This is a genomic window from Segatella intestinalis (assembly GCF_029348455.1).
GTDB lineage: Bacteria > Bacteroidota > Bacteroidia > Bacteroidales > Bacteroidaceae > Prevotella.
In genome coordinates, this window is record NZ_JARJVV010000021.1 from 10841 (window position 1) to 36633 (window position 25793).

Annotated in this window: 22 protein-coding genes and 1 riboswitch; of the genes, 10 read left to right on the forward strand and 12 right to left on the reverse strand. The window is 46.9% G+C overall.

Annotation, left to right across the window (positions count from 1 at the left end):
• Positions 1-291: 291 nt before the first annotated feature.
• Complete coding sequence (locus P3T48_RS12815) at positions 292-4161, reverse strand: hypothetical protein (protein ID WP_276506929.1); 3870 nt, start codon at positions 4159-4161, stop codon at positions 292-294.
• A gap of 916 nt (positions 4162-5077) precedes the next feature.
• On the opposite strand from P3T48_RS12815, the gene P3T48_RS12820 reads away from it, so the two are divergent.
• A complete protein-coding gene (locus P3T48_RS12820) occupies positions 5078-5335 on the forward strand; it encodes an Rpn/YhgA-type helix-turn-helix domain-containing protein (RefSeq protein ID WP_276506930.1) in 258 nt (85 codons plus the stop codon).
• 257 nt (positions 5336-5592) lie between these two features.
• Complete coding sequence (locus P3T48_RS12825; protein WP_276506931.1) at positions 5593-6333, forward strand: DUF6994 family protein; 741 nt, start codon at positions 5593-5595, stop codon at positions 6331-6333.
• Between the two features lie 319 nt (positions 6334-6652).
• Here the strand turns inward: P3T48_RS12825 and P3T48_RS12830 are convergent, their stop codons facing one another.
• Complete coding sequence (locus P3T48_RS12830; RefSeq protein ID WP_276506932.1) at positions 6653-7186, reverse strand: hypothetical protein; 534 nt, start codon at positions 7184-7186, stop codon at positions 6653-6655.
• 121 nt (positions 7187-7307) lie between these two features.
• Positions 7308-7922, reverse strand: coding sequence for a hypothetical protein (locus P3T48_RS12835; protein ID WP_158463287.1), 615 nt, complete (start codon positions 7920-7922; stop codon positions 7308-7310).
• A gap of 138 nt (positions 7923-8060) precedes the next feature.
• Here P3T48_RS12835 and P3T48_RS12840 point away from each other — a divergent pair, with 138 nt between their 5' ends.
• Entirely contained in the window at positions 8061-8261 is a 201-nt protein-coding gene (locus P3T48_RS12840; RefSeq protein ID WP_276506933.1) for a hypothetical protein, read from the forward strand.
• A gap of 60 nt (positions 8262-8321) precedes the next feature.
• On the opposite strand, the gene P3T48_RS12845 is transcribed toward P3T48_RS12840, so the two are convergent.
• The 3 genes from P3T48_RS12845 to P3T48_RS12855 form a co-directional block, all read right to left on the reverse strand.
• Positions 8322-8657: a hypothetical protein gene (locus P3T48_RS12845; RefSeq protein WP_276506934.1), complete on the reverse strand. Its 336-nt coding sequence runs from the start codon at positions 8655-8657 to the stop codon at positions 8322-8324.
• A 4-nt stretch (positions 8658-8661) separates the two neighbouring features.
• Positions 8662-9081 (reverse strand): DUF2750 domain-containing protein, encoded by a 420-nt coding sequence (locus P3T48_RS12850; protein ID WP_276506935.1) that lies wholly within the window; start codon positions 9079-9081, stop codon positions 8662-8664.
• A 414-nt stretch (positions 9082-9495) separates the two neighbouring features.
• Complete coding sequence (locus tag P3T48_RS12855; protein ID WP_276506936.1) at positions 9496-9765, reverse strand: hypothetical protein; 270 nt, start codon at positions 9763-9765, stop codon at positions 9496-9498.
• Positions 9766-10013: 248 nt separating this feature from the next.
• Between P3T48_RS12855 and P3T48_RS12860 the strand changes: the two genes are divergently transcribed.
• A complete protein-coding gene (locus tag P3T48_RS12860; RefSeq protein WP_443217197.1) occupies positions 10014-10883 on the forward strand; it encodes an Rpn family recombination-promoting nuclease/putative transposase in 870 nt (289 codons plus the stop codon).
• A gap of 80 nt (positions 10884-10963) precedes the next feature.
• The gene (locus tag P3T48_RS12865) at positions 10964-11734 is read left to right on the forward strand and encodes an arginase family protein (protein WP_022251293.1); all 771 of its coding nucleotides are present in this window, start codon (positions 10964-10966) and stop codon (positions 11732-11734) included.
• 463 nt (positions 11735-12197) lie between these two features.
• Here P3T48_RS12865 and mltG read toward each other — a convergent pair whose 3' ends face one another.
• Positions 12198-13256, reverse strand: a complete 1059-nt coding sequence (gene mltG / locus P3T48_RS12870; RefSeq protein WP_276506938.1) for an endolytic transglycosylase MltG — start codon at positions 13254-13256, stop codon at positions 12198-12200.
• A 194-nt stretch (positions 13257-13450) separates the two neighbouring features.
• Here mltG and P3T48_RS12875 point away from each other — a divergent pair, with 194 nt between their 5' ends.
• The gene (locus P3T48_RS12875) at positions 13451-14095 is read left to right on the forward strand and encodes an HAD family hydrolase (protein ID WP_276506953.1); all 645 of its coding nucleotides are present in this window, start codon (positions 13451-13453) and stop codon (positions 14093-14095) included.
• 32 nt (positions 14096-14127) lie between these two features.
• Here P3T48_RS12875 and P3T48_RS12880 read toward each other — a convergent pair whose 3' ends face one another.
• The 5 genes from P3T48_RS12880 to P3T48_RS12900 all read right to left on the reverse strand — a co-directional run bounded on the left by P3T48_RS12880 (position 14128) and on the right by P3T48_RS12900 (position 19611).
• Positions 14128-14835 (reverse strand): LytR/AlgR family response regulator transcription factor, encoded by a 708-nt coding sequence (locus tag P3T48_RS12880; RefSeq protein WP_276506939.1) that lies wholly within the window; start codon positions 14833-14835, stop codon positions 14128-14130.
• A gap of 80 nt (positions 14836-14915) precedes the next feature.
• Positions 14916-16154, reverse strand: a complete 1239-nt coding sequence (locus P3T48_RS12885) for an ABC transporter permease (RefSeq protein WP_158463281.1) — start codon at positions 16152-16154, stop codon at positions 14916-14918.
• A 28-nt stretch (positions 16155-16182) separates the two neighbouring features.
• A complete protein-coding gene (locus P3T48_RS12890; RefSeq protein WP_158463280.1) occupies positions 16183-16965 on the reverse strand; it encodes an ABC transporter ATP-binding protein in 783 nt (260 codons plus the stop codon).
• 75 nt (positions 16966-17040) lie between these two features.
• The gene (locus P3T48_RS12895; RefSeq protein WP_276506940.1) at positions 17041-18225 is read right to left on the reverse strand and encodes an efflux RND transporter periplasmic adaptor subunit; all 1185 of its coding nucleotides are present in this window, start codon (positions 18223-18225) and stop codon (positions 17041-17043) included.
• A 42-nt stretch (positions 18226-18267) separates the two neighbouring features.
• Positions 18268-19611 (reverse strand): TolC family protein, encoded by a 1344-nt coding sequence (locus P3T48_RS12900; RefSeq protein ID WP_276506941.1) that lies wholly within the window; start codon positions 19609-19611, stop codon positions 18268-18270.
• A gap of 165 nt (positions 19612-19776) precedes the next feature.
• Positions 19777-19991: riboswitch (cobalamin riboswitch) on the forward strand.
• A 124-nt stretch (positions 19992-20115) separates the two neighbouring features.
• On the opposite strand from P3T48_RS12900, the gene P3T48_RS12905 reads away from it, so the two are divergent.
• From P3T48_RS12905 to P3T48_RS12920, 4 genes are all read left to right on the forward strand, one after another.
• The gene (locus P3T48_RS12905; RefSeq protein WP_276506942.1) at positions 20116-22029 is read left to right on the forward strand and encodes a TonB-dependent receptor plug domain-containing protein; all 1914 of its coding nucleotides are present in this window, start codon (positions 20116-20118) and stop codon (positions 22027-22029) included.
• A gap of 60 nt (positions 22030-22089) precedes the next feature.
• Positions 22090-23205, forward strand: coding sequence for a YncE family protein (locus P3T48_RS12910; protein WP_276506943.1), 1116 nt, complete (start codon positions 22090-22092; stop codon positions 23203-23205).
• Between the two features lie 124 nt (positions 23206-23329).
• Positions 23330-24121, forward strand: coding sequence for a DUF4465 domain-containing protein (locus tag P3T48_RS12915; protein ID WP_276506944.1), 792 nt, complete (start codon positions 23330-23332; stop codon positions 24119-24121).
• Between the two features lie 515 nt (positions 24122-24636).
• The gene (locus P3T48_RS12920) at positions 24637-25776 is read left to right on the forward strand and encodes a PKD domain-containing protein (RefSeq protein WP_276506945.1); all 1140 of its coding nucleotides are present in this window, start codon (positions 24637-24639) and stop codon (positions 25774-25776) included.
• The last annotated feature ends 17 nt before the right edge of the window (positions 25777-25793 follow it).

Here is a 25793-nt window from a genome sequence, read left to right on the forward strand (position 1 = left end):
CCAACCCTTTTTAGGGCATTTTTTGCCACTTTTCCAAGTTCCAGCCGCTGCAAAGATACTATTTTTCTCCAAAAGTCAAGGCAAACAATAGTTAATTTTATCCAAAAGTCAAGGCTAACAACAGTTAAATCTATCCAAAAGTCAAGGCTAAACACCGCATTAGCTACAGTGACAGTAAAAAACGTAATTTACTCAACTTTCGTATATAATAAAAGGTCTATACACCACTTTTCATCGTGGCATATAGACCTTTTTTTGATATATCAGGCTTTGCTTTCGCCTTTGCGAAACTTACTTAACCATTATCTTATACGTCTTGCCGCCTCGCTTCACGATGTTCAGACCCTTCTGCAGACCATGGGTGCGACGACCACTTGCATCGTAGTATTCAGCGTCGGCATCACGGCTGATGGCGTTGAGGTGGTCAATGGCAGTGCTGCCATCGTTCTTTCCGATGCTCAGTTTCGCAGCTAACGTAAGTGATGCGTCGGATGGATGGAGGTATGCACGCATCGGTAGGATAGTGGCGTCGTGCAAGTCGCTGACGCGGCAGAACTGGTCCTCGCCAATGACGTAGTCGCTTGCCGCAAGATTCTCACCACTGATCTGAACGAACGAACCTACGAGGTTGACATCGGTGCGGTTTCCTGACAGCGGGGCAGTAGCGATGTCGGCACCGACAGCAGAGAGGCTGAGCACCGTCTCGCCCTCCTTCATCTTGAAGAGCACAGGAGTGCCGGCAGGGATTACGCCCTCTTCGCAACTCTCTATGGTGATGCATTCCTTAGCCGCATCAATGCCTGTGAGACGATAGAAGTCACATTCTGCTTCCTGGCTCAGGTCGATGGCGAAAGGCAAGCAGAGTGTTCCCCAGGCTGCGCCCTCAGGGATATTGCGGCTGTAAGAGATGGTCTTGGAGGTGAACGCCTCATAGTCCTTGAAGTCCTCGCCGTCGGCGAGTGTCAGGTCTTCTGTAGCCACAAACTTGTTGTTTGCATCCTTTGTCACCACGATGTTTCCAGCCTTGTCGGCTACATACTTGTGCGCTGAGCATTTCTCGTTGCGGCAGCCCATGTTGTAGATATGCTCGTCGGCGTCATGCTCAGGACTGGCCAAGGTGGCAGATGCTACGTGAACCAATTCATTCTCAGAAGAGCTGTTGCTATATGAGGAAGTTGTATTGTCGCAGTAACGGAATGATCCATGATATACTGTATTGCCCTCAGCAGCTGTCAATACAGGATAAGCATCTGTGCCGAGTTTCTGGTACCACGCCAGTTCGCCTTCTGATTTGCTTCCATTGAGCAGGTAAGCCACTTCACCGCTCTTCAGCTGCTCAGGGGTGAATGCCTTAATCACGTCTGCTTCATTCTTACCTTCAGGATAGGTCAATGAGCCACTTCCGATAGCCACGACTGCATCACCCGTCAGTTCCGTTCCATCGATGGTCATCTTAGCACTGCTGTTGTATGCCAAGATACCAGAAGCAGAGCTGGAAGCATCTGCAATGTATCCGACAATGAGACCATTACAATCTGCATAGTTAGCTGTAATATTGCCAATACCCAACACATTGTTAATATTGCATATATTAGCATATCCTATCAAGTTTCCGACGCGAGCATCTCCCGTAATATTGCCATTATTGGCACTGTTCTGGAGGCTTCCTTCACCAAAATATCCAATTATACCTCCTACGAAATCCTCCGTGCCTGTTATCTCACCATAATTGGCGCATGAAGTGATGGAATTTTCTGAATCGAAGCAGATACCTACAATACCACCAACAGAATGTAAACCCTTCACTATTGCATGGTTTTCGCAGTTGCTGATGTTGCCATTAGCTCTTCCTGCTATTCCGCCAGTCTCATATTTTCCTTCTACCGAACAGTTTCCTGTGGTCTTGATATTTTCAATCACACAAGAACCTGCACATCCTGCCAAAATACCAGTACTACAATTATCATTGCCCTTCACCTTCGCATTGTCGAAAGTGATGTTCTTGATGCGGCAATCAGCAGCATAGCCAAAGAAACCAATTTCATCAGAGGTGGAGCTGATGAAGAGATTACGGATCGTCTTCCCGTTGCCGTCGAACGTTCCTTGATACTGCTTAGAATAGTTACCGATAGGAGTCCAGTTGAGCTCTGCTACCTGCTTTTCGGCATCAGCCTTATGGCATACAGTGCTCATATCAATTTCTTCCACATCATCGGCAATCTTTGCGCAGGCACTTGACTTACCTACATTCACGTAGTCACGGAACCACTCCAGATGCTCTGCCGTCTTCAGTATGAAAGGTTCCGCCTCGGTTCCTTTACCAGTCACGCCTGCAGGTAGTTGATTACTTATCAAATTTACATAGAGCGTGACGTTGCCTTCGATGGCATCGCCATCATACTCTCTGGCACCGATATAATAAGTGGTGCCTTTCTTTACTTCGTAGGTGATTTTGAAGTCGTCACCATTACCATCACCTTTTTTAATCAAGTATTTAGCCGTGCGGCTGTCCCATAGGGCGCCATAGGTGTCTTCGCCGTGGCTGTCTGCCGTTACCAGCAATGTTCCCTCTTCTGGAGCTGTAAATTTATAAAGATTGTAACCGCTGATTTTCTTCCTCGTACCAAATACCTTTTCGATCGTTATGTTATTGTTGCCCAATTTAACGAACTGAATTTCTTTCTGGCACTTCGTGCACTTGTCTTTCTCATCATAGTTGTGACCAGTGGCAGCCTCCTTGATAATGTTACCTACTGGTTGTGTCAATTTTTCATCTAAGTAAGTCTCATTGCAAACATCACATTCCCAATATTCAATTGTGCCATCTACTGTGCAAGTAACATCCACTGATTCGTGATGTATGATATTATTGCCATGCTGCATCGTGAATGTGCCCTCCTGTGCTGGCTTTGTGTTGGTAAATGTACCTGTGCCTTCCAACTCGCCTGAGCATTTCATGGTTATAGGACTATCCGAATACACCTTATCCGCAGAGTTAAGTAAAGGATAATCGTCTGTGTTCAGTTTTTGTCCCCATTTTGCACTTTCTGAGGCATTTCCCTGGAGTAAAAAAGCAACCAATCCACTCTTCAACTGTTCTGCAGTAAATGCCTTTATCCATCCTGTAGATGATAATGAACTTATTCCGATAGCCTTGACGGCATCACCAGTCTGCTCAATTCCATTAATCGTAAGTTTTGCACTGCTGTTGTATGCCAAGATGCCAGCGGCGGTGCTGGAAGAATCCCAGATTACTCCAGCAAGGAGACCTGATTGAGAAGTTGTCGCAGTAACATTTCCAATGCCAAGCACATTGTTCAGATTGCATATACTAGCATATCCTATCTGGTTTCCGACACAGTCAGCCCCCGATATATCGCCATAGTTGGCGCAGTTCTGAATGGTTCCTGAGATAAAAAATCCGACCATGCCTCCAACATTGCATTCCGTTCCTGTTACAGCACCGTAATTGGCGCATGAAGAGATGGTATTGTCGGAAGAGTTGCCTACAATACCTCCTACATTAGTTGTACCATTCACCATTGCACGGTTTTCGCAGTTGCTGATGTTGCCCACTCCTATTCCTGCAATTCCGCCTGTATTTTCAGTTCCTTCTACCGAACAGTTTGCCAAGGTCTTGATGTTTTCAATAGTACATTTCTCAAAAACTCCTGTCAATATTCCTGTACCATTATAATGAGTGTTCTTCACCTTCGCATTGTCGAAAGTGATGTTCTTAATACTGCCACCATTAGCATAGCCGAAGAAACCTTTATACATAATGGTGCTATTGATGTATAGATTGCGAATCGTCTTCCCGTTGCCGTCGAACGTTCCACAATACATCCTGCCATTACCGATAGGATCCCAGCTGAGCTCTTCTGTATTCGTGGCGGCATCAGCCGCATGGCAGAACTCTGACAAGTCAATATCTTCAGTCAGCGTGGCTGAAACATATTGAGATTCATTGTTCACATAGTCGCGGAACCACGCCAGTTCGGCAGCTGATGATATCTCATAAGGTTTGTCTACTGAGCCATTACCTTTGGCAGGCGGCGTTGGTGTTTGTGCCCATGCCCCCTCATAAGGCATGAGAATAGACATCACGAGCAGCAGCATCGTGACGAGCCATTTCGGTTTGTGTAATTGTTTCTTTTTCATACACGTTTTGTTATTAATAATTAATGTAAATATTTTGTCTTGTATTTCTGTTTGTGAATTTATCAAGAGGGTAGGGTACTTTCCTCTATGATGGGACAGACTGCGCCGTCAAGCCCATTGAATTGTCAGGACGAAGAACACTCATAGAAATATAAGTGGCTTGTCTGCATGATGAACAGGTATGCCGACCTTGCAGTCTGGCATGGCTCCTGTTTCGCAATCATGGAGCAAATATACCAAAATAATTTGGGAAAAGGTGTCGCATTCCCCTGTCTATGTGTCGCATTCCTATCATTTAGGTGTCGCATTGGTAGGGAATGCGACACCTGAAAGGGGTTTTTCCGATAAAAATGTCTCTTTTCTCTGGTGTTTTTCAAAAATCAGTAATTTCCGCTTTTTTATCATCCGAAGCAGTGTCTATAGCCGGGTAGTCTCTCTTTTTGGTTCCTCAGCGCTTCCCTTAGCCCAGGGCAAATGACTCAAGCAGCACGCCCTCCTGTATGATTGATATCACCCAGCACGCCCTCCTGTGTGATTGATATTACCCAGCACACCCTCCTGTATGATTGATATTACCCAGCACGCCCTGAAAGGGCAGAAGCTTTGTAAATTGTCAGGATTTTTAAAGCTTTTGCCCTTACAGGGCGCCAGGTTTGCAACCCACAAAAACCCAGGGCGCTGCCCTGGGCTAAGAGCTTCTGCCCCTTCAGGGCGTGCTGCTTATATTAGCTTCTTGCCTTTATGGCGTGTTGCTTATATGAGCTTTTAATTACCCAGCACGCTTCCACATTTTAGCTAAAAAACATTCTAAATATTTGGAAGTTACTAAATTTCAGAGTATCTTTGCAAAAGAATAAAACGTATCAAGACAAAGGAATCAAAACGTATCCCTGCAAAGGAATAAAAAGAAATGCGTATGAGACAGGTAGAAGAAAGATACACTCCGCAGGAATTGAGGGAGTACGAGGCCAGCAAGATAGCATATCGCGACATCAAGAATTCCGTAGACACCGCCAAGCGTGAAGGTATTGCTGAAGGAATGGAAAAAGGAATGGAAAAGAAAAGTCTTGAGATTGCCAAGAAGATGCTGACAAAGGGCATGGATGAAGCGACTGTGATGGAAATAACGGGGCTGTCGGCAGAAATGATACAGCAGCTGAAAGCGGAGATGTAGATTATTGATACGCAAGGCTCCTGTAATAAAACCAAGTCTTGCACATATTGTTATAAACAGATATTCACTCAATAATGCCATTCTTCAATATCATGATACTGTAGTTTCGGAGGAAACGTTCAATTGGATTGTTAAGACAATACATACTAATTCTACAACAGTAGATAAAGAAGAGATGCGGAAGAGGTATGAGATGCAGTAAGAAGAAAGCATAATGGCGGCAGAGCCTGATGTGGAAAAGAAATAATAATTTTGATATGGAAAATATTGATGTAATATTTGACTTTACTTCAGACACACCTAATTATTGGGATGGATTTTGGAACAATGAACTTGGCTATTCAAAGAGAGATCCAGACTCGAAAAGTCCAATGCTAAGGAAATATCATCAGATACTTTGGAGTAGAGAATTGCCGTGCGGTGAGAAAATGGAGCTGACCGATGGGAAAAGCAGATATTATCTGAAATGGAAAGACTTCTATTTTGGGAGTGATTCCATTTTGGTGAGTTTCCGCCATAGCGACAAAAAAGCGTTGCTTGATGAAGTAAAAGAAAAGGTGTCTGACTATAAATCATTTGTAGAGAAGTATGTCCGTGATTTTTATACAATAGGCGGAATGATTATCTTTCCACAGCGGCGGTTCAGTCTTAACTGTGCCCGTGGATGCCATCAGCGAATACGTGACAGATGGGACTTAACACTTGAATGTATAAGGCGGTACTATCAAGGGGAGGACAGTCCGCTGTATAAATCACTATTGAAAGACAAGGCCTTTTTTGATTTGTTTGTTGATTTCAAAGGATATGTTGATTTCTTCTTTTTGCAAGACTGCGTGTCAGAAGACTACAGAAAGGTGAACTTGTGGCTCGGTAATGATTTCTTTGAGAAAAATCCAGTGCCACAAAATGCAGATGAATATCTTACTTTTATTGGGAAGGAATATGATTTTCTAAACAAAAGGAACCGAAGAATTTTAAATTTTAAGATAAATATGTAATTTAGCACTCTTAACAGGATTTGGAATGAGGCAAACCTGCCCCAAAAACTTTTGAAAAAATCTTAGGATAAGCGTGGAGCGCGACCCTTTCAGAATGCCGCTTGCGCTAACTTTGCAAAGGAAAAATCAGACGGCGGAACAAGCTACCAAGATAACAGCATAGGAAAGATGCACAAAGTGCAGGAAAGGCGCTGCTGAAGGCGGAGCATACCGCAGAAAAAAGAAAAGCCTTCATCCTGCGTTGCCAAGATAAAGGCTTTATTGAAAGGGTGATTAGGAGGGATTTCACTTCATTGAAGTTTCATAGTCTTTGATGTCTTTACTTTTTACTAATGTCATCATCAGGTTGCTTACGAAGATTTGAGCGATAAACCGAAATATTTGTGGTTACATCTTTTCCTCCTACTCGACCATATACTTTTATAGTGGCTCGTGCGCCTAAGAAGCCCAACGGCAAATCTTCATCCTTCAACTTGGCAAAGTGAATGCGAAGTGTCTTATTATCGATATTTTTCACAGAGATACCAACCTCTTCCTCGGTGGCAGAGATATTTTTCCCTTTATTGTTTTTTACTATTCCAAAACTGCAATCTAATGAATAGTTAATATTGTCGCAGTTAGTGCATGTCAACTCTAAATCACCATCAATATAAGTGTACGAATAGATGAAGTATTTCGATTCCTTAGGGTAAAGAGTATAACCTATTTCTTCGGGATAATAGCGGACACTTATATATTCAGGATTAGTGTTTGAAGTAGCCTTAAACAAAAGGGGCGAGTCTTTCACTTCATCGCAACTGCTTAATATCACAACAGTAAGCAATGAAAATAGCATAATTAAAAGCTTGTTCATATCTATAATTTGTTTTGAATTCTTGTTCGCAAAGGTACTGTTTTTTTCTCATTCAAGGAGTGATGTAGCAATTATTTTATTCCGCTTCATTATATTTCTCTAAAGAAATTTGTAGCGTACATTATTTCGCCTCGTCAAACTTCTTTATGAGCATAGTCGGATCTTCATAAAACTTGTCTGTATCAAGCTCCTTAATAATAGGCTTCATTTCAGGAAAGTCTTTGAAGACAATTTTCAACATTGCTTTCACACCAATGGCAGATGACATCCAAAAAGCTCTGGCGACATCCTCACCCTTAACCTTAAAATAATAAATGCAGCCACCTCCAGTTATTTGTAAATTCTTGGTATTGGTCTGGGTGGTAATGGGATGCATATATGCAGTAGCTCTCTTTCCCTCATATAAAGGAATCATAAATACTGGTTCTTTGTATGGTTTTGGACTTTTGACCCAAACGCTCGGCATAGTTTTTTGCGCCATCAGAGGAACGAATGTAATCCATTCTTTTCCTTTCTCGTCGAAATACTTTACTTCTTTTATCTCAGACGATTTGTAATCTTTATGCTCACCATTCTTTTTATCTTTAACACGGATTTCACTTCCATTGTCGTACATAAACAAAGATTTAGTGTTTCCACTCACTGTTTGACCATTGTTCAGTGTCAACTTGATATTCTGTGCTTGCATTGTAAATGCAAACAACAAGGCAAATAGCATTGTTAAAATCTTTTTCATATTCATTCTCGTTTTATTAGGTATAAATTATTTGATTTACAAAAATAGCATTTATTTGCAGAAATTCCAAATGTTTAAAGACTTATTAACGCAAAATATAGGTAATCTCACTCCACCAACCGCTATTGGATACAAATCGTGCTGTGGGAACTTCTCGCAGCCGATATAGAGTGTTTCGAAAGCATCGGTGCCGTTGGTACGGTGTTCGAGAAGGTCTTTGTTCTCACCCAAAAGGTGCAGATGAAGCGAAGCGTAACAGGAAATGATGCCGACGACTGCTGCCCACAAAGGAAAAGCCCTTGTCCTACGTTGGTTGGGCGCAAGACAAAGGCATTATAAGGAAAGGCGGATTAGGAGGAATTCCGCTTCAATAAATCTTTAATATTTCCATTCTTCTTACTATTCAAAAATTCTAAACAAAGCATACATTATAGACCCAAAACCAACAACATATCCTTTAAGATAATTAATATAGGCTATTGTAAAACTCGGTGGGAAATTACGCTTGTCTTTGTATGTGATATTTAGGAATGTAATACCATAGAATATTGCACAAATACTATCATATCTTTTAAATAAGATGGTTGTTATTCCTAAGCATATCATCAAAATTGAAAAAATCAAGTAAGTGCCATATTTTACGGCACTTACCGACTTTTTGTGCTTAATAACTGAAAACATTATTGCAATTCCTGTTATAGACGCTAATATTCCCCAAAAATAAAAATCGTTCATAATATTACTTATAATCTTCTAATGCATGACTTAAATCTTCAGCAAATTGATTCAGCCCAACAACTTTACCCAATACTTCTTGCCCTGTTGGAAAAACATTAATCGAAAGTTCCTCCTTACATATGAAGTCAATTATAGAATTCTCAAAAGTGTCAAGACTTATGGCTTCAATTTTCCAATTAGACCAGTCTTTTACACAAAACGCATGGGCATATTCCTTGGAAGACCATATCGGAAACAACCGCTCGTTACCATAAGACTGAATAAAAAATGCACCATTGTTATCGACAATAGACCACATAGTTTCAGTGTCAGCAATTCTTTTAAGAGCATATTGGTATCTCACATCTGGCTGACTCTTTATTAGTGCATTAAATTCATTTTCAGAGATTATCAGCTCATTTGGCATTGTGTTATTTTCCATTTCATTTTGCATTGTTCTTCACAAAGTTACATCATAAAAACGGCAATTCTCCATTTTTGTTGCTTTTATTTCTCCGTCTTATACGTTTGGCAACAATGATTTTGACAAATCGGAACGCCAAGATTACCAAATGAATGAATGTAAGTAACAACAGATAAAACCACCAAGTAAATGCTGCTCCACCATACCCCCTATATAACATGAAGTAATACAAAGGGCATGAGTAATAAAAGAACACGATGAGGTCTGTCATTCCTTTCTTTTTATTGACAGATACTATTTCAATTAGTATAAATATTATACAAACAAGAGATAGTATGTATGCAATTACATTGTCATTCATTTTTGTTGCGTCTCATAAAATTAATAGACTTTTCCTATAAAACGGCATTTTCTCCGTTTTATTGTATTATCTCACCCCACCCACGCAAATTGGATATGAATCATGTTGAGGGAACTTCTCGCAGCCGATGTATCATCGTGTCGCATCGGGTTGCCGAGGTACACGTCAATGACCTGCCAGCCTTGGCGCTCGAACTCGTGGACTACCACCCAATGGAAGTCCTGGTCGTTCACGGCAAAGTTAGAGCCAAGGGCTGTGGCATCATAGCAGTAGATGACCATCTTGTTCGGGTGTGGAGTGTAATAGGTGCAGAAGTCAGCGACGAGTGCAGGGATTTTCAATTCCGCGTTGCGCCGGTGACCGTTGGTTCAGGGCGCCAGGTTTGCGACTCCCCAAAGCCCAGGGCAAATGAATTCAAGCAGCACGCCCCCTGTTTGGTTGATATTACCCAGCACGCTTACTCATTTTAGCTAAAAAACAGCCTAAATATTTGGAAGTTACTAAATTTCAGAGTATCTTTGCAAAAGAATAAAACTTATCAAGACAAAGGAATCAAAACGTATCCCTGCAAAGGAAAAAAAAAATGCGTATGAGACAGGTAGAAGAAAGATATATCAGCTTGCTGACCGACTTCGGCTTCAAGCGAATTTTTGGAACAGCAATAAACAAGGATTTGCTGATTTGTTTTCTCAACAGCTTGTTTGATGGCAAACAGGTTGTGAAGGACGTTTCGTATCTCAACCCTGAGCATGTGGGAGACGTCTACACCGACCGCAAAGCCATCTTCGACGTATACTGCGAGGGCGAAAACGGCGAGAAGTTCATCGTAGAAATGCAGAATGCCTATCAGACATATTTCAAGGACCGCTCTCTGTTCTATTCCACATTCCCTATCCGTGAGCAGGCACCAAAGGGGAAGGATTGGGACTTCAAACTCAACTATATATATACCGTTGCCCTGCTCAACTTCGACATGAACGAGGAAGCCTTCGAAAAGGAAAAAATCCGCCATAGTGTACAGCTGTGCGATACCGCCACTCATAAAGTGTTCTACGACAAGCTGGAGTTCATCTATGTAGAAATAGCCAAGTTTAACAAATCGCTGGAGGAACTGGAGACGCTTTACGACAAGTGGCTCTATGCGCTGAAGAATCTCTACAGGCTTACCCAGCGCCCTAAGGAGTTATGCGACAAGGTCTTCGACCGCCTCTTCGAGGAAGCCGAGATTGCCAAGTTTACTCCGCAGGAATTGAGGGAGTACGAGGCCAGCAAGATAGCGTATCGCGACATCAAGAATTCCGTAGACACCGCCAAGCGTGAAGGTATTGCAGAAGGAATGGAAAAGAAAAGTCTTGAGATTGCCAAGAAGATGCTGACAAAGGGCATGGATGAAGCGACTGTGATGGAAATAACTGGGCTGTCGGCACAAATGATACAGCAGCTGAAAGCGGAGATGTAGATGATAGATTCGCAAGACTGAAAGGTTTCTTTGCTCCGAAGTTTAGATAACAATAACCATCAGTTAATCATATTATAATTGTGAACAAGTTACCTATTATAGTTTTGGATTTTTCGGGAGTATATGATTTTGAGGCGTTTGCTTCAAGTCGTAATATCATCCGTGTAGATTGTAAGGACCTGAAAGGAGTGGACTGCTATTGTGATGAGGAAGGCAGGGAGAAACTTCATCGCAGGTTGGCCCCATACCCTTCTAAAGCCATTCATTTCCTGGACTCAGGAGATTTCCATTATCTTACCGAATACTGGGTGTCACGGCTGCAGGAACCTTTCTCTCTGATAGTCTTTGATCATCACCCGGATATGCAACAGCCTCAATGGGAAGGCTTGGTTTCGTGTGGCGGTTGGGTGACGGATGTCTTAAAGTCCAATCCTTTTGTGAGACACATCATCCTCGTTGGCGTATCCGACGAACTCATGTCTCAAATACCGGCTGCACTCAGGAGCAAGGTGCTGTTCTACAGTGAGTCGGAAATCGACCATCATCAGGCTTGGCCCTCCAAGGCTGGTAAACTGATACATGAACCCGTATATATCTCTATCGACAAGGATGTGCTGAGGACTGATGATGCCGTCACCAACTGGAGCAATGGCGACATGACCCTTATGGAGCTGCAGGCTGTTCTGCGTATCGTCTATGCTCACGAGAGAGTGATGGGAGTGGATATCACTGGCGAGTGTTCCAATATGCTTGATTATGCCACAGAAGTGAAGGATGCAAGTATTGACAATGAGGCCAATGAGGAATTGATTCGGATGATATTGTCAGAGAGGCAGAACAGGGAGGAGTGACACGTGTCATTTTGGCATTTCAGAGGGGAAGTAATTGACAGAAATCAATTTTTCAAGCCTTTTAAGAAGAAAAAGACAGAAATGTTGTGTGCGAACACAAAAAGGTATTACCTTTGCACTTGAAAAGATTGAATAACGATAATTAAAGTAAAGAAAGGGTAACAATTATGATGATTTTTGGAATGACATTGGTAGTTTTAGCTATCACATTTGCTGAGATTGTAGTAATCAACAAAAAGATGCATCTCGGTGAGTAATATGGAACTAAAATAAGTTATTAATTTTACAAAATACGAAAGGCAGTTGCAGGCTATGGTGCTTGCAACTGCCTTTTTTTGTCGACCCGCATAGAGAATGCCCTATGGTGGGGAACGTGCTCTCAATGGTGCCATCGCTCATCTTGCGGATGTAAGAGGCTGATGTGTCTTTGAAAGCTTGTTAAGAGATGTGAGTGGGGGATTATTTATTTGATTCCTCTCTCGTTGAGTGCCTTTGAGTATTTGGCTGCGTTGTCGAGGTGCTCGGAGTAAGTGCGGGCAAAATTGTGGGTGCCGCTGAAATCCTCCTTCGCACACATGTAGAGATAGTCGTGGTGGATGTGATTGAGCACGGCATCGATGCCGGCAACAGTAGGGATGCGGATAGGCCCTGGAGGCAGTCCTGGGTTGCGATAGGTGTTGTAGGGGCTGCGGATGCTGAGCAGGTTGTTGTAGATACGCTTCAGGTCGAAACGCTTCCAGGCGAACTTGATGGTAGGATCGGCCTGAAGAGGCATTCCCTCGGGATATTCGGCATTGCGAAGCATCAGACGGTTGTAGTACATGCCCGCAATCATCGGTTTCTCACCGTCGTTGGCAGTTTCCTCGTCCACGATACTTGCCAGGGTGATGACCTGCTGCGGGGTGAGGTTCATGTTCTTCGCTTTCTGTGTGCGCTCAAAGTTCCAGAACTTGTCCGACTCCTTCTTCATGCGACTGAGCAGTTTGTCGAGCGACACGTTCCAGTAGATGTCGTAGGTGTTGGGGATAAACATACAGGCGATGGTGGCTGTGTCGTAGCCATACTTCTCGCAGGTGGCCTCGTCGGTAAGGGCATGGCTGATGGTAGCGCTGTCGAGCATCAGCTTGCGTCCCAACTCAGCTGCGAGTTTGTCGAGTGTCCGGACCGATGGAACGGTCAGGTTGACGGGTTCCTGGAGTCCGTTCTTCAGGTGGCGCCATGTCTTGAGCGAACCGTCACCGGGATGGATGGCATAGCGACCCGTGCGAATATGCTCGGCGTATTCGGAGTGATGGGTAAGGGTGCGGAAAGCCTGCATCGGGATGGATCGGGCTATCGGCGCGAGCTTATGATAAACGGAGTCTATATTGTCGTCTTCGTCAATATAGACATATTCTGTCTTCTCGCTTTTCGAGAATGAGGAAAAGCCATAGATATAAGTAATGACGATTACCGCCACGAGGCACACCAAGGCGCCATAGAAATAAAATTTGTAAGCGGTCTTGCTTTGTTTTTTCTTCATTTTTGTGTTTTGTTTTTGTGCATGAATTTCGCTGCAAAAGTACATTTATTCGTGGAATTGACAAAATTATTGGGCTTATATTATTCAAGTATAGGTAAAAATAGGTTAATTCCTTATTATTTCGGTAAGATTGACGTAACTTTGCAAAGTTCAATAACAGAAAAATGATGGAAACAAAGGATTATAAAGAAGGAATAAGGGAATATGATACGTATGTCTTCGACCTGGACGGCACGTTGCTCTCCACACTCGACGACTTGGCTGCGAGCTGCAACTACGCCCTTCGCACCAACGGGATGGAGGAGCACTCTGTCGACGACGTCAGGAGATTTGTGGGCAACGGCGTTCGCAAGCTCATGGAGCGTGCCATTCCTCAGGGCGACAGCAATCCGCTCTTCGACAAGACCTATGCCGACTTCAGAAAGCATTATATGGAGCACAACCTCGACACCACCACGCCTTATCCCGGCATCATGAATCTGTTGAGCAGACTGAAGGAGAGAAACAAGAAAGTGGCTGTGGTGAGCAACAAGTTCTATGCTGCCACGCAGGCGCTCTGCCGTCATTTCTTTGGCGACCTGGTGGATGTGGCGATAGGAGAGCGTGAGAACATCAGGAAGAAGCCTGCGCCCGACACGGTAGAGGAAGCCCTGCGCCAGTTAGGTGCCGACAAGGTTGGCGCAGTGTACATTGGCGACAGCGACGTCGACATCATGACTGCCCGCAACTGCAAAATGCCTTGTATCAGCGTGTTATGGGGCTTCCGTGACAAAGAATTCCTCGTGGATCATGGCGCCACAACTTTCGTTCACTCTCCCGAAGAAATTTTTCCTTTCTGAAAGGAAGGCTTTTCTGGAGGAATCTCCTTCTCTTATGCTAAATGCGAGTTGACGAACTGGTAGACGGCATCCTTGTAGGAATCGGAGATAGGGATGCTGGTCTCGCCATAAAAGATGCGCATGTGACCGATGGAGTCCATGCGGCAGAGGTTGGCGATGAACGAACGGTGGATGCGCTTGAACTGCTGGCGGGGCAGACGGCTCTCCAGTCGCTTGAGGTTGGAGAAGGTCGTGACCTTACGGCCCTGTGTGAGATAGAAACGCACATAGTCGTTCATGCTCTCGATGTAGAGAATATCGTCGAGGTCGATGCGGACAAACTTATTCTCAACCTTGGCTACTAAACAGCGGTCGCGCTCTATCGGGTCCTGCAACTGGTATTCGTCAAAGGTAGCCCTCACTCGCTTGTACGACTCCTGAAAGTCTTCGAAGCTGATGGGTTTGAGCAGATAGTCGGCAGCTCCAGCCTTGATACCGTCGAAGGCATACTCCTTATAGGCTGTGGTGAAGACCAGACGGCAACTCTCCGGCACGAGACGGGCAAACTCGATGCCGCTCAGTTCGGGCATCTGTATGGCGAGGTAGAGCACGTCGACATGTCCGTTCCTCACGTCTCTTACAGCCTCCCGCGCACTGGTATAAGCACCAATAAGTTGTAGGGTTGGTGTTCGCTTGATGTGGCTCGTTATCTGGTTCAGAGCCTCTGGGTCATCGTCAATAACGACACAGTTTAGTATCATGTTTTATAGTGGTTTTTTGTTCTTTTCTGCTACAATAACGTCCCGATTGGGAAATTATTGTGCAGAATAGCGAGAGATTATTATTCGTATCTGATGGCTTCGATAGGGTCGAGGCGGGCAGCTTTCTTGGCAGGATACCAGCCGAAGAAGACACCTGTGAAGGTACAAACAGCAAAGCTCATGATGATGCTCCAGGGCTCTATCTGCGTGGCTACGTGCAGGAACTGTTGCAGTCCTACCGACAGACTGACTCCCAACAGCACACCTATCACACCGCCCGTCACACTCAGCAGGATGGCCTCGATGAGGAACTGGTTGAGGATGTCGACACCACGTGCTCCCACGCTCATGCGCAGACCAATCTCACGGGTGCGCTCCGTCACACTCACATACATGATGTTCATGATGCCGATACCGCCCACGAGGAGCGAAATGCCTGCCACAGAACCAAGAAGGATGGTGATGGTCGACATGGTGGAGTTCATCATGCTCGAAATCTCCTCCTGCGAACGGATGTTGAAATCGTCCTCGTCTGCCTCGGTCGTATCGGTGGCGTCCTTGAGCTTATGGTTGCGTCGCAGGATCTCCGTTATCTGGTCTTGAGCCGGTTGCGAAGCTTCCTCGGTAATCGCCGAGCAGACGATGCCGCCCAAGTAGGTTTGGGCCAGGATGCGTTTCATCACGGTGGTGTAGGGTGCCAGCACCAGGTCGTCCTGGTCCATGCCCATGGAGTTGTAGCCCTTCTTCTTCAGTACACCCACCACACGGAAGGGGATGCTGTTGAATCGCACCACCTTGCCCACGGGGTCGCTGCCGTCGGGGAAGAGATAATCCACCACCGTCTGTCCCAGGATGCACACCTTGGCAGCCGCCTTGATGTCGTTGTCAGTAAACATCTCACCGTCGGCCACCTTGAGCTGTCGGATGCTCAGGTAGTCCTGGTTCACACCGTAGATGGAGCTTTGTGTATTGTTGTTGCCGTTGATCCATTGACCGCTGCTGTTGACGGTAGGCGAGATGGCAGAGATGTAGTTGCACTCGTCCTTGATAGTCTGATAGTCAGCCTGTTTGAGGGTCTCCATGGCAGAGGCGTCCTGTCTCACACCGCCCCTCATGTCGGCACCCGGCGAAATCATGATCATATTGCTTCCCATCTCGGCGATGTTGGCCTTGATGCTTGCCTTGCTGCCCTGTCCGATAGCGAGCATGGTGATGACGGCAGCAATACCTATAATGATACCCAAAGCCGTGAGAAACGACCGCATCTTGTTGGCTGCGATCGCCCTGATGGCTATCTTGAATAGATTCTGATAATTCATCGCATTTTAAATCATTAATATTGAAAAATTACTCATCCGTATTCGCCGGCAGGGCAGCGAGACCCTCGGCGGCAGAGAGGATGTGCGGATTGTACTCGTCGCTGATGATGTGACCGTCGCGCAACTCGATGTTACGGCTCGAATAGTTGGCAATATCGGGGTTGTGGGTCACGAAGATGATGGTACGTCCCTCAGCGTAGAGCTTCTGGAAGAGCACGAGAATCTCGAAACTTGTACGTGTGTCGAGGTTGCCCGTTGCCTCATCGGCAAGGATGACGGCGGGATTGTTGACCAGGGCGCGGGCTATGGCCACACGCTGCATCTGTCCACCCGACATCTGGTTGCTCTTGTGATAGAGACGTTCGCCCAGTCCTACGGCCTTCAGCGCCTCTATCGCCCTCTGCTTGCGCTCCTCGGCTGTTACCGAGGGGTTGTACATCAGGGGCAGTTCCACATTCTCCACGCTCGTGGTCTTGGGCAGGAGGTTATAGTTCTGAAAGATAAAACCTATCTTGCGGTTGCGCAGCACGGCACGCTCCGAACGCGACATGGTGCGTACCGACACGCCGTCGAGGTAGTATTCGCCACTCGATGGGGTGTCGAGACAACCCAACTGGTTGAGCAGGGTAGACTTGCCCGAACCCGACTTACCCATGATGGTGACAAACTCGCCCTCGTAGATCTTGAAGCTCACGCCCTTGAGGGCATGAACCGTCTCGTCGCCTACGAGGAAGTCGCGCCTTACGTTGTCGAGCTCAATCACGACCTTCTTCTGGTCTTGGCTGGCTTTGTTTTCTATGTTTTCTGACATGATGATTGTACTTTTATTGAACTTTCGCTGGGTTCAGAATAAACTTTCGCTGGGTTGAGAAGTGACAGCAAACCCTTACTTCTTCTTTCCCCTTGGACCCGGTCCGCTTATCAGTCCCTGGCTTTGCTGTTGGTCCGTGCTGTCGTCCTCGGGTGTGTTCACCACGATTTCGGTCACAATCTGCTGACCGGCCTTCAGTCCCTTTGTTATCTCTGTATGCATTCCGTCGGTCTGACCGATGCTCACTGGGTGAGCGGTAAGGGTTTTGCCGTCGAGGGTCCACACCTTGTTCTTGCCCTTGCAGTCAACTATCTTCATGTCTTTGCCTACGGTTTCCTTGGTAGGTGTGAAGCGCAGCGCCTTGTTGGCTACAGCCAGTACGCCAGTACGTTCCTGCGTGTAGATAGTGACATTGGCGGTGAGTCCCGGTTTCAGTTTCAGATCGGCATTCTGTGCGCTGATCACCACCTCGTAGGTTACCACGTTGTTGGTTGTCGTGGCCTGCAGACGGACCTGCTTCACCGTACCCTCGAAGGTGTCGTCGGGATAAGCGTCGACGGTGAAGGTAACGCGGTCGCCCTCCTTCACAGCGCCTATGTCAGCCTCGTCCACGTCGGCTACTACCTGCATGTTGGTCAGGTCTTTGGCGATGGTGAAGAGCTCAGGAGTGTTGAAACTGGCAGCCACGGTCTGACCTTCCTCCACACTCTTCGAGATAACGGTTCCGTCGATAGGCGAGGTGATGGTGGCGTAGCCTAAGTTGGTCTGCGCACGTTGCACCTGTTCCTTGGCTGTGGCCACCTCCTCCTTGGCCTGTCGATAGGTGAGGAGGGCGTTCTCATAGTCGTCGGCGCTGACGAGTCCTTTCTGGTAGAGGGTCAGATAGCGCTTCATGTTGGCGCTCTGGTAGTTGAGCTGACTCTGGGCGCTTGCCATGTTGGCCTTGGCGGTGTTGAGCTCGCTCAGCAGGTTGGTCTTGTCGAGTTCGGCGATGACTTGGCCCTTCTTCACCTGGCTGTTGTAGTCGACGTAGAGTTTGTTGACAATACCAGATACCTGTGTACCCACGGTGACACTTGTCACCGCCTCGATGGTACCTGTGGCAGTCACACTGTTCTGCAGGGTCTGCAGACTCACCTTCTCCTGTTTGAAGTTGATTTCTTCCTTTTCCTTTCCGCCTGAGAGTGCCCAGACAGCCACGGCTATGATTACCACGACTGTCATGGCAATCCAAACTTTGCTTATCTTCAGCTTTTTCATATTGAATGTTTTTTACCTTTTTACTTTTTTACCTTTTTACCCTTACAAGATTCTTCCTTGCTGATAGAACTTCAGCATGTCGAGGTTGAGGATAGCGAGGTATTTTGCCTGCAACTCGTTCTGCTGGGCACGCAACAGGTTGCCCTTGCCTGTGCGAAGTTCCACGATGTTCTTCAGTCCTAAGCGGAACTGCTCGCTCAGCAGGTTGTAGCTTTCCTGTGCGCTCTCGCGGCTCACTTTGGCAGCCTGGTATTGACTCTGGTTGGTGTTAGCCTGCAGCCAGTAGTTCTCGATGGTGGAGTAGAGTTGTGTCTGCTCGTTCTTCATGTCGAGAAGAATCTGTTGTTGCTGGATGCAAGCCTTGTTGACAGCTGTCTTTGTCTGTCGGTTATCGAAGATCGGAATGCTCACGCTGAAGCCACCGCCCACATTGAAGTTGTTCTTTATCTGTGAACCCCAACTGTTTGTATTCATGGAAGTTGTACTCGTAGACAAACCTGCATTCAAACCGATGGTTGGCAGTTTGCCAGCCTTGGCTATCTTCACGTCCAGGTCGTTCTGTGCCAACTGGTTCTGATAAACCTTCATCTCGGGTCGACGGTCGAGAGCAGCCGTGTAAACACTTTGCAGGGCAGGAATCTCAGCCAGCGCCATCGCTTCGGTCGTGTTGGGCATCACCACGTCGAAAGCCTCTTCGTCGGTTATCTGCAACAGTTCCTTGAGTTGTCGCTTGTAGTTTCTCACATTGTTCTTTGCCTCCACAATGTTGTATTCATCCTGTGCTCTCTGAGCGGTGAGCTGAGCCAAGTCGGCTTTCGACATCTTGCCGATCTTTACCATCTCCTTGCCACGGTTCTCGTTCTCCAAGCTCGACTGATAACTCTCCTGGTTCACGTTGATGGCCTCGGTGGAGTAGAGTATCTGGACGTAGAGCTGGGCTATCTGCTCCTGCAGTTTGGCAGCCTGTGTGGCAGAATCGAGTTGTGCAGCCTCGCCCGCCAGTTTGTTGAGCTTCACCTGCGCCTGTCGCTTGCCGCCGTCGTAAAGGGTGTAGTTGCCCGTCACGCTGTACGTGCCGTTGTAGTACACCTTGTCGATGGAAGCCTTGGAGTATCCGTCACCTGAGATGCCATTGGCCACCCATGGCGTGTAGTTGACATTCTGGTTGGTAGAAGCGCTGAGCGATGGCAACAAGGCTGCCTTCGACTGCAGATAGTCTTCGTGGGCACTCTGTGCCTGCAGACGTGTTTTCTGCAACGAGATGTTGTTGGCCAGGGCGTAGTCGATACAGTCTTTCAGACTCCATTGACGTGCCTCTGCCGAGAAGGGCATTGAGGCTATCATCAAGCCTACGATTGCCTTTGTGATTGTTTTTACTTTTCTCATCCTTTATATATTATTTGTTGATATCTGTTTTTTGAGAAGTTATCTTCTTGTCCCCTCGCAACTTACACTAAAAAAGATGACATTTCGGGTAAATGGTTTATTATGTATGAAAGTTTTTAACAAAAATAAACAAGAAACCTTGGTGGGTTCATATTTTTTATTTACCTTTGCAGCCGCAATTGGTTCGCAACTATCTTCGTTCCGCTGAGGCAATAGGAGGTGTTGCGATGAAAAGGGAATCAGGTGAGAAGCCTGAGCAGTCCCGCTGCTGTATGCGTCTTATTGGGCAAGCATGATGGTCACTGACATTTTTTCGGGAAGACCGCTTGAACGAGTTTGACGACGCAAGCCAGAAGACCTGCCGTTGCCATAGAGAGACAATGTGTGTGCTCACTGTATGTATCAATCAGCATACTATAAGTATTTACGCTTTCTGTCTATGATTCTATCCCGCCTCGTGGGTTAGGTTTTGGGATGGAGAACCATTAAGTTTTTTAGGATAAGATGAAGAAAATCTGCAAAGGATTATTGTGCTTCTGTGTGATGCCATGTCATGCGCAGAATGTAGGTACGATTCATCGCGACACGCTCTCGCTCGACGAGGTGGTGTGTGTGGGCGAGCGCCCTCATTACCTTACACCCAGTCAGACCCTCCAGGGCGAGATGCTGCAGAACCTGTCTACCACCTCCGTGGCCGATGCCCTGAAGTATTTCTCGGGCGTGCAGATCAAGGACTATGGTGGACTGGGCGGACTGAAGACCGTCAACGTGCGGTCGCTCGGATCGCAGCATGTGGGCGTGTATCTCGACGGCATTCGTATCACCAACGCACAGAACGGACAGGTGGATTTGGGCAAGTATTCTTTGTCCAACATGGAGTCCGTGTCGCTATACAACGCCAACAGGAACGAGCGTCTGCAGTCGGCTTCCGAGTATGCCTCGGCTGCTACGGTCTATATGCAGACCCGTCGTCCCGACCACACTATGCTGACGGGCGAGTACGGACTGGGATCGTTTGGACTGCAGAAAGCCAAGCTCTATTTCGCCTTGAAGAACTGGCTCTTTGTAGATGGCGAATATCAGCACAGCGACGGCGACTATAAGTTCCGGTTCCAGTCGGCTTCGGAAGACACGATAGGGCGCCGTCACAATTCCGACATCACCTTCTACCGGCTTGAGGCAGCAGGCTTCTATCGGGGACTGTCGGTCCACACCTATTATTATAACTCCGAAAGGGGCTTGCCAGGTCCTGTCGTCAGGCGACTCTCCGACCAATGGGACTCCACCGACCGGCAATGGGATCAGAACTTCTTCGCACAGGCTTCGTACAAGAAACTGTGGAGCCGTTTCGGTCTGAAGGCCAACATGAAGTATGCGTTCGACTATCTGCATTATCTGCAGGACCCATCGACCAATGCTGCCGCTATGTACTGCAACAATCACTACACCCAACAGGACTTATACGCCTCTGTGGCTGGTTCTTACAACAGTACCTATCTCTCGCTGACAGCAAGCACCGACCTGCGATGGTCCGACCTCGACTGCGATGTCTATCGCTTCAATTATGTCTATCGCATCGACTCTAAGTCGCTCCTTTCGCTCATCGGTTCGTACAAGGGATGGGAGGCCAATGTGGCGCTGCTCTACACACATGTGCAGGATCATACCGTGGCACAGGCTGACGCCATGCAGAAGCTCACACCCATGTTCCTGCTCTCGTATAAAAAGGGCGGCTGGATCCTCAGGGCTTTCCACAAGCGCATCTTCCGTGTGCCCACGCTCAACGACCTGTACTACACGCTGGTGGGCAACACCCAGCTGCAGCCCGAATACACCTCGCAATGGGATGCGGGAGCCGACTATCGCGGCAAACATCTGCACCTGGCCCTTGACGCCTATTACAATGAGATAAGCGACAAGATTGTGGCCATCCCGATGAAATGCCAGTTCAGATGGTCGATGGTCAACTTTGGCAAGGTGAAGTCGTATGGCGTGTCGCTCTCAGGCGGCTACAACCAGGAGTGGGGCAAGTTCTCGCTCTCTGCCAATGCCAACTATACGTGCCAGATAGACCGCGACTACACCATGCCCGACGATCCGGAATACAAGAACTACATTCCCTATTCGCCCATGCATTCGGGCTCTGCCATCGTCGATCTGGGGTATCGGTCGTACAGCCTCTGCACCTCGTTTCTCTATACAGGAGAGCGCTTTGCCCTGATTTCCAATAATTCCGACGACCGCCTGGGCGACTGGTACACCGTGGACGTGAAACTGAACAAACGTTTCCACTTGGGCAAATACGTACTGCAGGCCACCTTGGAGTGTAACAACCTTACCGACTCGAATCATGAGGTGGTGAAGCGTTACCCCATGCCTGGAAGAAACTACAAGATGACCCTGAAATTTGAAATGTAGGAATTTGCTCAGATGTTAAGGAGTTAAGAAGTTAAGGAGTTAAGACAATACTAAAGAAATATGAACATTCGTAAACACATCATAAGCCTCTATGCTGTCGCCATCGTACTGACGATGATGCTTACGGGCTGTCGCATGGAAGTGAACGACGAGGTGGCAGTCAGTCATCCCACGGCTTCCGACGACCGCCTGCTCGTGCTCTGCGAGGGATTGTGGGGAATGGACAACTCCACCATCTCGCTCATCGACCATGGTGTGCTTACCAACAAATGGTTCCGACAGCAGAATCCACAGCAGCGCTTGGGCGATACAGGCAACGACCTGCTGATGGTGAACGACACGCTCATCGCCATCTCCGTCAACTGGTCGAACATCATCCAGTACATCCGTCCCGACGGAACCGCCATAGCTGCCACAGAGGATATTCCCAACAACCGCAAGTTGGCTACCGATGGCGAATACCTCTACTGCACCTCGTATGCCAACGACGGCTATGTGGCGAAGATAGACCTGCGTACGAAGAAGATTGTCGATACCTGTCCCGTAGGTTACGAACCCGAGGGAATAGCCTGTTACCGTGGCCGCCTCTTTGTGGCGAATACAGGAGGCTATTCTTCGCAAGCAAGCCACGACTACGAGTCGACCATCTCGGTCATCGATGCGCAGACGATGAAGGAACTGAAACGTATCGACACGGGCTGCATCAACCTCTTCGGCAACATGTCACAGGAAGGGCAGTTTCTTTGCATCAACTCCGTGGGCGACTACTATGAGGTTCCGGGACGCTGCGTTGTGCTCAACATGCAGAGTGAAGAGTTCCGCGTGTTCGATTTCCCTGTGACCTATAATTGCAGCTACGACGGAAAGTTCTACGCCATAGGCTCTGCCTTCTCTTACCTCACAAACACCTACGAGTTCTCGGTTCACACCATCCAGTTGCCCTCACTTCGGGTGGAGGAAGGACTTGGGGAATATGACGCAGCCCTGCCCACCATCAAGCAGATGCAGTCGCCCTACGGCATTTACATCTCGCCCCACTCGGGACATCTCTATGTGTCGGATTCTCGCGGTTACGCCACCAACGGCTACGTCTACGAGTTTGACCGCGACGGCTCCCTGCTCAACAAGTACAGCCTCAAGGGCATCAATCCTGCCCACTTCTTGGCGTTGCCGTGAAGCACAAATGAAGTTGGTTCAGGGCGTGAGGAGCTTACTTGTGATAAATTCTGTAATGTAATAGACAAGGTGTAAGATCATACAACACAATATTTATTAATTTTTTAAGTTTAACTAAAAGAAAATGAAGAAGTATTTTTATTTGCTGGCGCTCGTATGCGCTACTGGTTTTTTGGCATCATGTAGTGAAGATGATGGTCCTGAGGAACCCAATTACGAAACTGTAGATTTCGAGGGTGAATACTGGAACGCTCTGATTGACCCTAACCAGGGCACGGGCAAGTTGCTCTATGGTGAATCAGGAATGGGCTTCACCGAGGACAATGGCGTGTACGAGTGGACCGACGAAACTACAAAGTTGCACTCCAAGCTCAACGAGTCTTACGGTTCATGGGCTTATTGGAACGGCGGAGTGGCTGTATCAAACTATCATTGCGATATCGCCAACGGAAGTCCTACGACACAACTCTCTTTGCCTACAGGCACGGCAGCTCATTCAGGCAAAAACTTTGTTGTAGCCTATGGTTATAATGATGGTGGTTGGGACTCTTGTCCTGTCATCGACTTCAAGGACGGCGTGGCACGCAAAATCAAGGGACTTTGGGTTACTAACAATTCTTATTTCCTCAACTCGCTTAGCAATGGAGATAGCTACAACTCGGCAGCCACAGAAGCCACCTTCATCGACGTAACCTTCGAGGGTTTCGATGCAGCAGGCCTCTCTCAGGGCAAGGTGAAATGTCGCCTGCAGGACGGCAAGACCTCACTTACCGACTGGAAGTATGTAGACCTCAGTTCGTTAGGAGCTGTCAACAGTTTGAAGGTGAACTACGAGTTCTCTGACGACCAGAAGAACAGCCATGGTTTTTCTGCACCTGCTTATGTTGCTATCGACGACGTGCAGATTTACAAGTAAACAAATTGAAGTTTCGCAAGTTTTGCCCCACACGCCCTGAAAGGGCAGAAGCTCTTAGCCCAGGGCAACGCCCTGGGTACAATGACAATCAGCAAGGCGCCCTGTAAGGGCAAAAGCTTTGTATATTGTCGGTATTTTAAAGCTTTTGCCCTTACAGGTAGGGTGTTCAAAATCCGCATCAAAATTTGACTCACTTTTTGCGTATTTGAGCCTGTAAATCATTGATAAACAACCAATGTTGTATAAATGAAATGAGCAGTTTTCGGATACTTCAAAAAAACGGCATTAAAAAGCAAACGCTATCTCATTGATTGATAATATATTAAGTATATTTTTCGTTCAATATTTGAGCCAGTTTTTGAAACCTATTTTGAACACCCTACCTTACAGGGCGACAGGTTTGCTGCCCTGGGCTAATAGCTTCTGCCCCTTCAGGGCGTGCTGCTTCTGGAGCTTTTGGGCCTTCAGCCCGTACTTAAACCACTTGCAAAATTTGAGTAGACAAACAATAAAACATGTACAAAACTACTACGAGAAAAAAGATTTTATCCCTCTGCCTGCTGACTCTGTCGCAGGTAGGATGGGCGCAGACACAAACTGTTCAGGTGCTGGAGTTTCATCCGGCACCCGGACAGTTTGTTAACGTTTTTCCTGAGGCTGATGCCAATTCCACACAGGACGACGTGAACAGGCGATGTGAGGACTTGCTGAATGATGAAGGCAATGTTATCAGTTTGGGAGCCTATGGCGGCTACATCACCATGAAGTTCGACCATCCGATAGTGAACAAGTATGGGTCGGATTTTCTGATCAAGGGCAACGGAATGTATGCAATCAACGACCCAAAATATGGCAAGGAGACCATCGGAGGTTCCATTGAGCCGGGAATCGTCTACGTGGGAGTGGGCGACAACCTCGAAACAGCCAAATGGTATGAGTTGGCTGGTTCTGAATATTATACTTCTGAAATCCACGATTTCCAAATCACCTACTATAAGCCAACGGCAGAGAGTGGAGACCATACACAGTTTAGTTCTTCATACGACAAATACATCAAATGGGAGTGCTCATGGACTGATAAGAATGGAGAGCATCGTGATTCCACAGGATATCACATGAAGAATGTTTCTAACAAACAGACTTATTGGCCTATATGGGAAGGTAAGGATGAACTGACTTTTAAGGGTGGTAAGTTGCCCAACAATGCCATCGATACCAGTGGAAAGGGTACCTATTGGGTGCAGTATCGTTATGCCAAGGATGCCTATGGCTATGCGGATGCTTGTCCCGCCACCGATTCACTCTATTCTTCCTTCGATATCAACTGGGCGGTAGATGATGAGGGCAATCAAGTAGTTCTTGACCATATTGATTTCATCCGTGTAAAGACGGGCATCTTCCAGTATTGCGGATGGTTAGGAGAGACTTCTACAGAGGTCAGTTCCGTGGTAGACCTACATCTCGTGGAAGGCTACGACGACAATCCCTACATCATCACACCTCGCAAACGTCCTTCTACTGGCATCCAGCTCCCCACAGTTCCTGATCACCAGATGCAGGGCGATGCTGCCTACTATACTCTTACAGGGCAAAGGGTGGAACGTGTGGAACGCGGCAAAATCTACATCCACAAGGGCAAGAAAGTGGTATTCTGATTTTTCAAGTAGTTGTT